This window comes from Haloferax marinum (assembly GCF_009674625.1).
GTDB lineage: Archaea > Halobacteriota > Halobacteria > Halobacteriales > Haloferacaceae > Haloferax > Haloferax marinum.
Window position 1 is genome coordinate 2927387 of sequence record NZ_WKJQ01000001.1, and the last position, 12944, is coordinate 2940330.

The 12944-nt window shown below is 61.3% G+C and carries 13 protein-coding genes; 5 read left to right on the plus strand and 8 right to left on the minus strand.

Translation table 11 applies throughout. The features are described 5' to 3' along the window. The first annotated feature begins 68 nt into the window (after window positions 1–68). From GJR99_RS14805 to GJR99_RS14815, 3 genes are all read left to right on the plus strand, one after another. Window positions 69–281 (plus strand): dodecin, encoded by a 213-nt coding sequence (locus GJR99_RS14805; RefSeq protein WP_151113497.1) that lies wholly within the window; start codon window positions 69–71, stop codon window positions 279–281. Between the two features lie 167 nt (window positions 282–448). Continuing rightward, window positions 449–1828: a bifunctional metallophosphatase/5'-nucleotidase gene (locus GJR99_RS14810; protein ID WP_151113499.1), complete on the plus strand. Its 1380-nt coding sequence runs from the start codon at window positions 449–451 to the stop codon at window positions 1826–1828. Window positions 1829–1931: 103 nt separating this feature from the next. Continuing rightward, window positions 1932–2339 (plus strand): universal stress protein, encoded by a 408-nt coding sequence (locus tag GJR99_RS14815; RefSeq protein ID WP_151113500.1) that lies wholly within the window; start codon window positions 1932–1934, stop codon window positions 2337–2339. A gap of 127 nt (window positions 2340–2466) precedes the next feature. On the opposite strand, the gene GJR99_RS14820 is transcribed toward GJR99_RS14815, so the two are convergent. Further along, window positions 2467–3528, minus strand: coding sequence for a mechanosensitive ion channel family protein (locus GJR99_RS14820; RefSeq protein WP_151113503.1), 1062 nt, complete (start codon window positions 3526–3528; stop codon window positions 2467–2469). 95 nt (window positions 3529–3623) lie between these two features. Here GJR99_RS14820 and GJR99_RS14825 point away from each other — a divergent pair, with 95 nt between their 5' ends. Both GJR99_RS14825 and trmB read left to right on the plus strand, forming a co-directional pair. Beyond that, window positions 3624–4364, plus strand: a complete 741-nt coding sequence (locus tag GJR99_RS14825) for a proteasome assembly chaperone family protein (RefSeq protein WP_151113505.1) — start codon at window positions 3624–3626, stop codon at window positions 4362–4364. Window positions 4365–4496: 132 nt separating this feature from the next. Next, window positions 4497–5558: an HTH-type sugar sensing transcriptional regulator TrmB gene (trmB, locus tag GJR99_RS14830; protein ID WP_151113507.1), complete on the plus strand. Its 1062-nt coding sequence runs from the start codon at window positions 4497–4499 to the stop codon at window positions 5556–5558. Window positions 5559–5767: 209 nt separating this feature from the next. Here the strand turns inward: trmB and GJR99_RS14835 are convergent, their stop codons facing one another. From GJR99_RS14835 to GJR99_RS14865, 7 genes are all read right to left on the minus strand, one after another. Beyond that, window positions 5768–6562, minus strand: coding sequence for a hypothetical protein (locus GJR99_RS14835; protein ID WP_151113509.1), 795 nt, complete (start codon window positions 6560–6562; stop codon window positions 5768–5770). A 42-nt stretch (window positions 6563–6604) separates the two neighbouring features. Then, on the minus strand, window positions 6605–7693 hold the full coding sequence (locus tag GJR99_RS14840; protein ID WP_151113511.1) for a Gfo/Idh/MocA family protein: 1089 nt from the start codon (window positions 7691–7693) through the stop codon (window positions 6605–6607). Window positions 7694–7844: 151 nt separating this feature from the next. After that, the gene (locus GJR99_RS14845; RefSeq protein ID WP_151113513.1) at window positions 7845–8048 is read right to left on the minus strand and encodes a hypothetical protein; all 204 of its coding nucleotides are present in this window, start codon (window positions 8046–8048) and stop codon (window positions 7845–7847) included. 53 nt (window positions 8049–8101) lie between these two features. After that, the gene (locus GJR99_RS14850) at window positions 8102–9289 is read right to left on the minus strand and encodes an ABC transporter ATP-binding protein (protein ID WP_151113515.1); all 1188 of its coding nucleotides are present in this window, start codon (window positions 9287–9289) and stop codon (window positions 8102–8104) included. A 2-nt stretch (window positions 9290–9291) separates the two neighbouring features. Further along, on the minus strand, window positions 9292–10251 hold the full coding sequence (locus GJR99_RS14855; protein WP_151113517.1) for a carbohydrate ABC transporter permease: 960 nt from the start codon (window positions 10249–10251) through the stop codon (window positions 9292–9294). Between the two features lies 1 nt (window position 10252). Next, entirely contained in the window at window positions 10253–11200 is a 948-nt protein-coding gene (locus tag GJR99_RS14860; protein WP_191967156.1) for a carbohydrate ABC transporter permease, read from the minus strand. Window positions 11201–11328: 128 nt separating this feature from the next. After that, window positions 11329–12867 (minus strand): extracellular solute-binding protein, encoded by a 1539-nt coding sequence (locus tag GJR99_RS14865; RefSeq protein ID WP_151113521.1) that lies wholly within the window; start codon window positions 12865–12867, stop codon window positions 11329–11331. Window positions 12868–12944 lie beyond the last annotated feature (77 nt).

Here is a 12944-nt window from a genome sequence, read left to right on the forward strand (position 1 = left end):
CCGAGACGCCGTCTCCTCGTGACAACGGGGACGATTATTTGTGATAGTAAGACGAATGGTCAGGCGAGATGGTGTTCAAGAAAATCACCCTCATCGGTCGGAGTAACGAAAGTTTCGACGCGGCAGTCGACGACGCAATCGACCGAGCAGAGGAGACCCTCGCCGGGGTCAAGTGGGTCGAAGTGAAAGAACTCGGCGTCGAAATCGCGTCCGTAGAGAACAGAGAGTACCAAGCAGAAGTCGAGGTAGCGTTCGAACTGCAAGGGAAAGAAGGCGAGTAACCGACCACCGGGGGAGGTTCCGACGAGGGCCCGGTCGATGACGACTCGGTCGGTGACCACTCAGCCAAACGGCGACCACTCGGCCGGTCGGTGACCCACCGGCTTCCTCGAGTGTGACGTATCCCGACGGCTTCTTGTTCGACCGAACCCCCACATACGAAAAGCGAATGCCTCGCCTCCTCCACTACTCTGATATCGAGAACGTCTTCGACGACCCCGAGCGTGCTGGTCGTCTCGCCGGCTGTGTCTCTGTGCTCGACGACGACGATACGCTCGTCGTCGGAACGGGCGACACAACGGCTCCCGGCGTCCTGTCGCTGGTCGAACGGGGCGGCCAGGCGCTGGATTTCTACGACGCCATCGACGCCGACTACGAAACGTTCGGTAACCACGAGTTCGACTACGGGGTGAACCGCGCCCGCGAACTCGTCGCCGCGAGTCGCCCCACGTGGGTCTCTTGTAACATCCACGACGAGGCGGGCGACCGATTCGCCGCCGCCGAAGGCGCAATCCCGTGGACGACCCACGAGGTAGACGGTGTGACGCTTGGATTCTTCGGCGTCACCGACCCAACCACGGGGTCTATCAATCCGGAAGCGGTCGACCTCACGTTCGGCGACCCCTACGAGGCGGCGGCCGAGGCGACGAGCGCCCTCCGTGAGGCCGGTGCAGACGTCATCGTCGCGCTCTCACACCTCGGCAGCGGCGACGACGAACTCGCCCGCCGATGCGACGTGGACGTCGTCCTCGGCGGCCACGTCCACGCCGAACGCGACGACGTCGTCGACGGCGTCCCAATCGTCAGACCAGGTGCGAACGGCCACGTCGTCTGGGAGGTTCGAATCGATGGCGAGCGAGTCGAGACGGTCCGACACCGAACTGCGGAGTACCGCCCGAACGACTCGCTCGTGGCCGCGCTCGTCGGCCGCGTCGACGCCGCCGGACTCGACGAAGTGCTCTGTCGAATCGAGCGTCCGATGGACCGGTCCGAAGAGACGGTTGCCGCCGGCGAGTGCCGCGTCGGCAACGCCATCGCCGACGCCTACCGATGGGCAACTGGCGCAGACGTCGGCCTCCAAAACAGCGGTGGTATCAGGTCAGGGCCGCCAATCGGACCCGACGTGACGCACGCAGACCTCGTGAGTCTCGTCCCCTTCGAAGAGCACCTCGTCGTCGCGGAGGTGACGGGAGACGAACTGCTCGCAGTCTTCAACGCGGCTCGTGGGTCTGTCATGGGATTCGGTGAACCCGAGTGGTGGCACGCACACGTCAGTGGCGCACGAATCGTCTGGGACGACGACCGAGACGAAGTCGTCGAGGCGACGGTCGATGGTGAGCCAATCGACCCTGACAGACTGTACACGCTTGCGACGAGTGATTACGTCCTCCACAGTACACAGGAGTTCCCGGCGGTGACACAGGCCCACCGCGCTGGCGAATTCGACATTCAACACGAAGTACTCGCACGCTACGCCCGCGAAGTCGGGTTCGACGCGGCCACCGAAGGACGAATCGAGCGACGGACGGCCCCACAGACAGGCGACTGATGCGGAGTCTCGTGGTGCGTGTCCCGTGTGCGCACGCATAGAGCGTCGGCCAACCCGTCCGAGAAGGAAAGGTTGACGCACACCCAGTGAGTGTGTCTTGAATATGACACGGGTCGTGGTGCCGGTCCGATATCCGCTCTCCAAGCACTCTCGGGCGACACTCGAAGAGGCAGTCCGAATCGCCAGAGAACGCGACGCCGAGTTGACGGTCCTCCACGTCGACCTCTATCAGTCGAATCGCGGCGTCACGCGGACCGACCTCAAACGCGCCGTCGAACGCGAGTTCGGACCGCTCGTCCGTGCCCGGTACGTCGTCAGAAAAGGGTTCCTCGTCGAAGAGACCATCCTGGAAGAGGTCGCCGCCGAAGACGCCGATATCGTCGTCATCGGGTCGAAACAGGCGAGTCGCTGGCGGCGAATGCTTCGGCGGTTCCTCGACGACCCGGACATCGATATGTTCCTCCGAGAGAAACTCGAAGCCACGGTCATCACCGTCCGCGCCGACCACTGAACGAAGCCTGCTACTCTGCGTCGCCGTCTCCCGTTATTCTGCGTCGCCGTCCACCGTTATTCTGCGTCCGTTACCCACCGCTATTCCCCGTTGCCGTCTCCCGTTATTCTGCGTCCGTTACCCGCCGCTATTCTGCGTCGCTGTCCACCGTCTCAGACTCGCCACCGTCAGACGGCGGCGACGCGACTGCGTGCCGTGCGTTCTCTCCCCCGTCGCCGATTCGGAGCGACCCACTCGTGTCGTCGAAGACGACGTGCGTGTGGGGGTAGGCGAACTCGACGTTCGCGTCTGACTCTCCGAGTAGGTTCCACAGGCGCGTCTGCACGTCCGACTGGATACGCGGCATCTTGTACGGTTTCGACGCCCAGTAGCGCAGTCGGAGGAGGACGCCGTTGTCGGCGTACGAGGCGATGTAGGCGGTCGGTTTCGCCGGGTAGCGGGCGCTGCCGACGCGGATGTCAGGCCCACCTTCGAGGACCTGGTCACAGTCGCGGGCGGCCAGTTCTATCAACTCACGGGCCCGGTCGAGGTCCGACTCGTAGGTGACGAGCACGTCGAGTGTCATCCGGGTTCGCTCGTCTTCGGCGGAGTAGTTGATGACGTCTCGGTCACGGATGTTCGAGTTCGGCATGACCAAGAAGGTGTTGTCGAGGGTGAACATCTTCGTGTAACTCAGATTTATCTCGTCGACGAACCCGCGAGTGCCGTCGTCGAGTTCTATCATGTCTCCGATTTCGTAAGGCTGGTCGACGAGGACGAACACACCGTTGATGATACTCCCGACGATGGGCGCGAGAACGATACCGAGGACGGCCGAGAACACCGTCACCGAGAGGACGATGTTTCCGAGTTCGAAGCCGAGGAGGTTCGCCGCGACGACAGAACCGGCGAGAAAGACGGACAGACGGACGATACGGAGGACGGTCTGTGCGACGCTCTGACGGGTGAACTGCCGAGCGACGGGGCGGCCAAGCAAGCGGACGACGTACTTCGAGACGACGACGCTCAAGAAGAGGACGACGACTGCAACTACGTACTGCCAACCGGGAAAGAGCAGATAGTCCGGAACGAACTCCGGGGGCGTCACGAGTCCGGATTGGAGTGGGGCGAAGACGGTATTCGCTCCCGCGACCGGGACGCTTCCACCGACAGCCACCACGGCGTCTGCCACTCCTTCGACTCCGTGCATAGACTCCGCAACGTAGACAGCTAAAAAAAGGGTTGTCACTCCGGTGGTTCAGGATGCGGCCAACGGCTATCTGTCACTGCTGCGTAGTATTGGCTATGGACCACACAGCGACGTCTCACCCGAACTTCCACATCAGTCACGACGAAGAGCCGAGTCAGGTGCTCATCGCGGGGTTCTCGTCGTTCGGACTCGCCGGGCTGACCGCCGCCGACTTCATCGTCGACTACCTCGAACTCGAAGAGACGGGACATCTCACCGTCGAGGGGTTACCGTCGGTGACGCCGTTTCTGGAGGGCCGCCCTCGACACCACACGCGACTGTTCTCTCGACCCGACCTCGACGTGACTATCCTCGTCGGAGAGTTGTTCGTCCCCGCCGACTACGGGATGGCGTTCAGCAACACCATCCTCGACTGGATGGAACAAAACGGCGTGCAGGAGATTGCCGTACTCGCGGGCGTGCCGATCGCCCACGGCCCGGACGAACACCGCGCGTTCTACGTCGCAACCGACGACTACCGCGAGGCACGACTCCAGACCGTGGACATCCCGCCGATGGGGCGGGGGTTCTTCGGTGGAACGAACGCGGCGCTGGTCGAGCGCGGTATCGGCTCTCCCCTCGGTGTCGGTGTCTACGTCACGCCAGTCCACGCACAAGTTCCGGACGTCGAAGCGGCAATCAGACTCGTCGACGCGGTAAACGAGGTGTACGAGTTGGGCGTCGACTCCCACCCGCTCGAGTCGTTCGCAGACGAGGTACGGCAGTACTACGCAGAACTCGCCGACAGACTAGAGGAGAGTGAGTCGGAACTCCCGGAAGACCGAATGTACATGTGAGGCGACGGTGAGGTGCGCGAAGACGAAACGGGGGAAGCTGACAGTTGGTCAAAAAGATACCACCGGTTTTCGAAATTCGGTGCTACTCGGATATCAGTAAATGACTTAGGGGATGCGTGAGACGTCACGAATATGGCTGACGAACTTCGGCTTACCATGGAGCGCGTCGGCGAGCGCTTCAGCCTCGGCGAGTACGAGATAGACGCGTATCTGGCCGTCCTCGAACACGGACAGTTGACCGCGAGCGAGATTGCGGACCGAACCAGCATTCCGCAACCGCGTGTGTACGACACGGTTCGAAGTCTCTCGGACCGCGGACTCGTCGAACTCCGCGAATCGCGCCCGATGAAGATCGTCGCGGTCGACCCCGAAGACGCCTTCTCGAACGTCAAGAGCTCGCTCGACGAACTCATCGAGGAACTGGAGGCGCGCTACACCGCGCCCGCACGCGACACCGAGGCCGTCTCGCTCGTCAAGTCGCGTTCGACTATCCTCCGCTACATCGAAGAGATCGTCGAGTCTGCGGAGTACGAACTCGTGTTGTCGTTGACGCCCGACCTACTCCGTCGCTTCCGCGACGACCTCGCCGCTGCTATCGATAGCGGTGTCAGTATCGACCTGCTGGTCACCCCCGCCTCGCGAGCGCCCGACCCGGACGAGTTCAACTACCTCGACGTGGCGACTATCGCCCGCGCACGCCGTGGTATCACCTCGCCGGTCCTCGCCGTCGCAGACGGTGAGTACTCCATCTACGCGACGCAGGACGCCCTGCGCGACGACCGCGACCGGTACGGCGTCATCTTCAACCGGTCTGCACTCGGCTTCCTCGTCAGCGGGTTCTTCGGGACGGTGCTGTGGTCCACCGCAGAGACCATCGTCTCGACTGGCAAGCGCCGCCCCTTCCCGCGTCGCTACGCCTCCATTCGTCGCGCCGTCAAGGACATCCGTGAGATAGAAGGCGACTTCTACGCCTCCGTCTCCGGACGCGACGTCGAGACTGGCAACCCCATCGTCGTCGAAGGACGCGTCATCGAGACTGCCTTCGAGGACACCGAAGAAGTCGCGTCGCTGCACATCGAAACCGACGAAGGCGTCGTCGAAGTCGGTGGACTCGTGGCGGCACTCGAAGACATCGAAGGTCAAGAGATTCTCCTGGGCCTCGGCGAGGTTCCAGACCGCGAGCAGTTCGACTAACTCACCAACTGACGTTCTCCGAAAATCGTCGGGCTATCGGCCGGGTTCGAACCGCCGTATCTGGTTCGAATCACAAGGCCGGGTTCGAACCACCATCCTCGACTCGAATCGCCGTCTCCGTCTCGAACCACCATCCTCGACTCGAATCGCCGTCCCCGACCTGACCCGTCTCGATTCGTTCGCGGGGTGTTCTGTCGCGAAATCGCGTCTTACTCGTCGCCGAACTCGTAGACGACTGCGCCACACTCTGCACAGCCCAGGACTTCGTGTTCCGGCGAGTCGTAGATGCCTGCGGTTCCACCACAGCAGTTCCGTACCGTCGTCTCTTCGACGGGGGCGCCGCAGTCAGGACAGATTTCGGTGAACATCCGGAGCGGTTCGGTCGCGGCGAGAGAGACCATCGGGTCGACGCCGCGTTCGGTGACGGCGAGGAGCGTCGCCACGTCTGCGATAGCCTGCGGGCGGGAAATCCAGACGGACATCGACGGCCCCTCGATGGAGATGCCGTCGAACTCGGCGGCCACGTCTGACTCGAACGGGAGCGCCGCGTCGACGGCGTCTGCCAGTTCGTCGTCTGACGCCTTTCGAAGCGTCGCCATCGTGGACTCCCAGTCGTCGCGTGCGTCGTCCGCGAGGAACAGACCGTCTTCACGTTCGACGAGGACGCCAGCGTCGAGAAGCGTAGAGAGCATCACGTCCGGGTCCACGTTGGCGTCGAGCGTCTCGGACTGTCGAGGCTGCGACTCGTCGTCGTGTTCGAAGACGCCGCTGAGACCGACCGCTGCGACGAGTCGTGGCGCGAACGACGGCGTTCCGGGGACGACGTAGCCACGGAGGTAGACCAAGACGGCGCCGACTGCGAGGGCGACGAACCCGGCGGGAATCCACAACACGCCGAGTGCGAGTCCGACGATGGCGACGACTGCGGCATTGACGACTGTACACGGAAGACACCGATTCTCACCGGTGTGTTCGGTTCGTTTCAGTGAATCGATGACGGACATGTGTGGAAAATTTAGGTTGTGGGTGTTTCGGTGTTTGGGTCGTCAGTTCGTTGGCGACGTCTCGACGGTATCGAGGCGTACCGAACGCCCTGTCTCAGAGGAGCGATAGATTGCGTCGATGACGCGCTGGACCGCGAGGCCCTGTTCGACCGTGTTTCGGCCGGGGGCTTCGCCGGCAGCGACTGCCTCGACGAACAGTCCCTGTTCGGATTTGTGGGTGTCGTTGGTCTGCGTCTCGACGTCGACAGTCGAGAGATGGTTGCCGCCACCGACGCCACCTTCGTAGAACTGCAGGTCTTGGCTGGCACGGTCGAATCGTGCACCACCTTCGGTTCCGCGGAGGAAGAACTCGTCGTTGGTGGGGCGATTCGTCGCCCACGCGACTTCCAGAGAGATAGTCGTGCCTTCGTCAGTTCGGATGAACGCGCTGGCGGAGTCGTCTACGTCGAATCCCTCTGGGCCGACGTCGTCACCCCACATCTCGACGAACGTGTAGTCGTCTTTGCCACCGAACTCCGAGCGAGTGACACCGGAGACTTCGACGACGTCCGGGAAGTCGAGGAAGTAGAGTGCGAGGTCGATTGCGTGGACGCCGATGTCGATGAGCGCGCCACCGCCGGCGATATCCTTCGAGGTGAACCACGACCCACGGCCGGGGATGCCGCGACGGCGGACGTAGTTCGCTTCGACGTGGGTGATGTCACCGAAGCGACCCGCTTCGTAGTGGTGCCGGAAGACTTCCACCGGGTTCGCAAAGCGGTTGTTGAAGCCGACCATACAGAAGCCATCCGCTCGGTCTGCGGCCTCGGCGATGCGTTCGGCAGATTCCAGCGAGTGTGCGAGGGGCTTTTCTAAGAGTACGTCGAGGCCAGCGTCGAGGGCCGAGACGGCGTACTCTTCGTGGAACCGGTTCGGCGTCGTGATGATGACGGCGTCGACTTCGTCGAACAGTTCCGCTTTCTCCTCGTAGGTGTTCACGTCGTACTTCTCTGCGAACCGCCGGCGTGCGTCCGCTTGAATGTCGAGACCGCCGACGAGCGTCGCACCGAGGTCGACGAGGCGGTCAGCGTGGTGGTGCCCGATGTTACCGAGTCCGACGATTCCGACCCGGACCGATGACGCTGTACTCATGGACTAATTATTAACTACTGTAGGTGTTAAGTTTCACGTTCTTTAGGCTGTTTTACCAGAATCGGCAGAGAAGTCGACGAGAACCACTGGCCGGCGGGAGGTCGAAATCAGGAGACGGCGAAGAGTGTCCAAACGGCGAAGGCTGTCTAACTCAGTAGAGTTGTTCTTCGCGTTCTTCGCGTTCTTTCTCGCGTCGTTCCTTCTCTTTTATCCTGCGACGGCCACGGAGATACTGCCGGCCTTTCGGAATGAACTTGTTCTTCAAGTCGAGGAGGAACGAGACGATTCCGTAGGCCCAGAAGAAAAACAGGACCGTCATCCCGCCGATGTAGAACCAGCCGAGTTCGTTGACCATGGGTGTGTGAAATGGGTTGCGTCGAATAAACGTTGTGTGGGAGCGCCGACGGTTCAGTCGTCGCTTTCGGCTTCCGTGCCGGTCGGTTCGCTCGCCTGGATGCCGCTTTCGATACCGTGGCTGATGGCCTTGCCCGTCTCCGTGTCGAAGAGGTGGACCTTCGAGCGGTCGAGCAGCACGCTGACGTCTTTGTCTTCTTCGATGTCGGTGTCGGGTGCGACACTCATCAGCAGTTGGTCGTTCGTCGCGACGGCGTCCTCGTCGAGGTGCGTCTCTGCGTCCTCTTCGAGTTTCAGGTAGACGAATATCTCGTCACCCATCGGTTCCAGCACGTCCGTCATCGCGTCGATTTCGTGGCTGGGGTTCGTCACGAGGTGCTCGTCTTCGATGAGGTAGACGTCTTCCGGGCGGATGCCCAGCGTGACGTCTCTCCCGACTTCGACACCGAGGTTTGCCGGGTCGAACTCGACGTCGATGTTCTGTGAGACGAATCCGTCTTCGGTGACTTCTCCGTCGAGGAAGTTCATCGACGGCGACCCGATGAACCCGGCGACGAACAGGTTCGCGGGTTCGTTGTAACAGACCAACGGTGGGTCGATCTGCTGGAGTTGGCCGGAGTCGATGACGGCGATGCGGTCGGACATCGTCATCGCCTCTGCCTGGTCGTGGGTGACGTAGATGATGGTCGTATCCAGTTCCTTGTGCAGGCGCTGGAGTTCCGTTCGCATGTGGACGCGGAGTTTCGCGTCGAGGTTTGCGAGCGGTTCGTCCATCAGGAAGACGCCGGGGTTGCGTACGATAGCACGGGCGATAGCGACGCGCTGACGTTGGCCACCGGACATCTCGTCGGGCATGCGTTCGAGCATGCCTTCGAGTTGGACGACGTCTGCGGCGCGGTTGACGCGCCGTTCGATCTCCTCTTTGTCGTAGTTGCGGAGCCGAAGGCCGAACGAGATGTTGTCGTACACGTCCATGTGGGGGAACAGCGCGATGTTCTGGAACACCATCGCCACCCCGCGGTCCTTCGGCGGGAGGTTGGTGACCTCGCGGTCACCGATGAAGACCTTCCCCTCCGAGGGGATGGTCAGTCCCGCAATCATCTCCATCGTCGTCGACTTGCCACATCCCGAGGGACCAACGAGGCAGATAAATTCGCCGTCGTTGATGTCGAGGTTCATGTCGTCGACAGCCGTTACGTCGTCGTAGTGCTTGCTTACGTGTTCGAGTTTGACGTCTCCCATGGTTACTCCTTCAGTGCTCCTGCAGTTAGTCCGCTGACGATACGTTCCTGTGCGATGATGACAAGGATGGCCACGGGTAAGACCCCCACGATAGAAGCAGCGGCCATCAGGTTGTACGGCGTGTCGAACTGGCCTTGATATTTCAAGATACCAGCGACGATCGGTGCCCACGAGGAGGCCTCACCGTTGTTCATCAAGAACGAGAAGAAGAACTCGTTGTACACGGCGATGAACGTGAGCACTCCTGCGGTCGCCACACCGGGTGCCGAAAGCGGCACGATGACGCGGAAGAGCGCTCCGAGACGCGTGGTCCCTTCGACCCGTGCTGCGTCCTCCAACCCGTCGGGAATCTGCCCGTAGAAGGTCGTGAGGATGAAGATGGACAGCGGCAAGAACAGCGCGCTGAACGGGAACACCATCGGTGCCGGCGTGTTGAACAGGTCCGGCGACGAGACGGTGATGAAGCCGATGCTGATGGCGGTGTTACCGGTGAACAACTCGAACAGCGGGATGAGGAACGCCGCTGGCGGGAAGTACGAGATAGCCAGGATGCCGAGCATCAAGAAGCTCTTCCCAGGGAAGCGGAGGCGTCCGAATACGTACCCCGCGAGACTCGCCAACAGTAACACGATGACCGTCGTCGTGATGCCCAACACGAAGCTGTTGAACATGTACAGGTGGAACGGCACCCGTTCGAACATGGTGATGAACACCTCGGGGTTGAACCCCTTCGGGAGTAGCCCCATGTTCGAGATGAGACGGTTCGGTGTGAGTGCGATGACCAAGAGCCAGTAGAACGGGAACAGGGTCGTGACCAGGAAGAACACCGTCGCGACGTAGAACATCGAACGGTAGGCTCTGTCCGGGTTCTTGATGGCTTTGTTGACCCAGCGTCCGAGTGGTCCGCGTTTCATCTCTGCGTCGTCGGAACCGAGGCCGATTCCGGAGCTTTCGTTGGACATCTTAGATTCCCTCACTGGCGAAGTTCACGATGTACACCGAGACCACGATACCGATGATACCGGCAGTGATGAACGCGACTGTCGCTGAGGTCCCGTACAGCGGTGCGTTGAACGTCGTGACGACGAGACACGAGAGCGACGGCACGGTCTGACATCCTGCCATCGTCTCGATGATACCGTAGACACGCATCGCGTCGATGGTGCGGAACAGCATCGCGACCAGCACCGTCGGCAGGATGAGCGGGAAGGTAATCAGTTTGAACTGCTGCCAGCGCGACGCGCCGGCGACCTTCGCCACGTCGTACAGCGAACGGTCGATACTCTGCATCCCTGCGAGGATGAGCAGCGCCATGAACGCTGACGTCTTCCAGACGTCGGCCACGATGATGAGGAACAGCGAGTCTGCGGTGTCGCGCAGGGGCGTCGTTCCGATGAAGCCGAGTTGGTTCAACAGCGCCGGATTGTCGGTCGTGCCGACGAGGAACCCGATGTTCGGCTGGAACATCAGATACCAAATCATCCCCTGAATGACGATGGGAACTGCCCACGGGATGATGATGGCGACGCGGACCCATCGTCGACCACGGAAGTCCTGGTCTAAGATGAGTGCCTGTCCGAAGCCGATGAGCGTTTCGAAGAGCACACTAAACACGGTGAAGATGAGCGTCACCATCAGCGCACTCGAGTAGATGTCTGTTACGAACGGGAACTGTGTCGTGAACGTCGGAAGGAAGGCCGACGGTAGTGCGAAGTCTCGCGCACCGGTGATCAGGTCGATGTAGTTCTGCAGTCCGACGAACTCACCCAGTCGTGCGCTCCCCGTCAGCTGGTCTGCGAACAGCGACATGCTGAACGTCGTCGCCAGCGGATAGAGCGCGATTACCCCCAAGAGGATGAGTGCGGGCGTCAGAAGCAGATACGCGAACTGCGTCTCCGAGAGCGCCTCCATCCAGTTGACGGCTGACGCGTACGGACCCGAGCGTCGAGACTCAGAAAGTGCCTCCCCCGATTGTTGTTCTGTAGCCATGACAATTAATAACGTATGTGGGTGTTATTACGTCTTACCCAAGACGGAGTTTATGCGGCGCTCTGCTCGATCTGCTCGAGCTGAGTCTTCAAGTCGGACATCGCCTCTTCGGGCGACTTGTCTCGGGCCATCGCGTTGTTGACCTCTTGCGAGATCTTACCGGACTGCTGCGGCCACACGACGGTGACCGGGCGCGGAATCGCGTTCTCGCCAGCGACGCGCAGTTGGTCCATGTATCGGCCGATGACAGGGACTTCACGTGCACGGTCGGAGCCGAGGAGGTCCGGCTTTGGCGGAATCCAGCCGACGATTTCGAAGACGTCGAGCATGAACTGCTCGTCCTGCATCGCACGCAGGACCTGGACTGCAGCCTGCTTCTGTTCGTCCGGTGCGTTCGGGTTCATCGTGAAGTGCCAGCCACCGAGCGCAGCGACGGGGCCACCAGTGCCCTCGTACTGGGCTTCCTCCGGCGTGACACCGTACGGAATCGGCATGACACCGAGGTCTTCGCCGAAGACGTCGTCGGCACCGTTGATGTTGATGGAGTACGGCCAGTTGCGGTGCATGATGGCGTTGCCGTCGGTGAACGGCTTTCGGGACGTCTCTTCGGTCCACTGCAGGACTGCTTCGGGTGCGATGTCACCCGTGATTCCGTCGAGAGCGTGCTCGTCGTCTTCGCCGTGAATCATCGTGCGCACCATCCGGATGGCGTTGAGGACGGGTTCCTCGTCGACCGTAACCGGGCGGTCGCCGATGGGTCCGAAGAGGTTCTCGCGGCCACCGAAGTACGCGCCACCCCACGAGGTCATGAACTCGTTGAAGTCACAGCACGAGAGGCCTTCGTAGACGTCGGCCTGGAACGTGTACCCGTATTCGATGTCGGAGTTGGCCTCCATGGCCTCCTTCGTAATCTTCGAGAACTCCTCCCACGACATGGACTCGGTCGCCCACGTGTCGAAGTCTTCGTCGGTGTAGCCCGCGTTCCGGAGCAGGTCCTTGCGGTACTGCATCGTCGGGAAGTCGGGGAAGAACGGTTGCCCGTAGAGGTCGCCGTCTGCGCCCTTCGCCGTCGAGACGCTGGCACCGAAGTAGTTGTTCTCGATGTTGTCGATCATATCCTGCGGGAGCGACTGCGAGAGGTTCTGCAGTTGGTCCCGCGCGATGAACGGAACAGTCCATCCACTGTCCATCATGAGGAGAACAGGCTCTTCACGGCCACCGTTCAGCCACTGCTGGTACTGTGCCTGACGGTTGTCGGTAACCTGCGACCCGGCGATGGCCTCGATGGAGATGTTCTCCGGGAGACCAGCGTCGTAGAGTGCCTGCTGGATTTCAGCCTCGGCGTCGCCGAAACGAGTGTCGACGGCCATCTGGATGGTGATATCTTCCGTCGTTTCCTCGGTGTCGATTGGGGTGTCGGTGTCCGCTTCGGTTTCGGTGCCACCGTTGCCACCATCGTCGCTGTCGCCGCCGCCTGTACTGATACAACCGGCCAGTCCTGCTGCGACACCTGACGCGCCTGCAGCTTTCACGAAGCTGCGGCGAGAGACGCCATTCCGCTTGCCCTTGCGAGAGTCAGCATCAACCATTACAGTTTGTACTGTAGAATTAGTGATTATTTATAGTTTTGGTGACGGCTACTACCGCTGTTGTAGTAAACTGACTG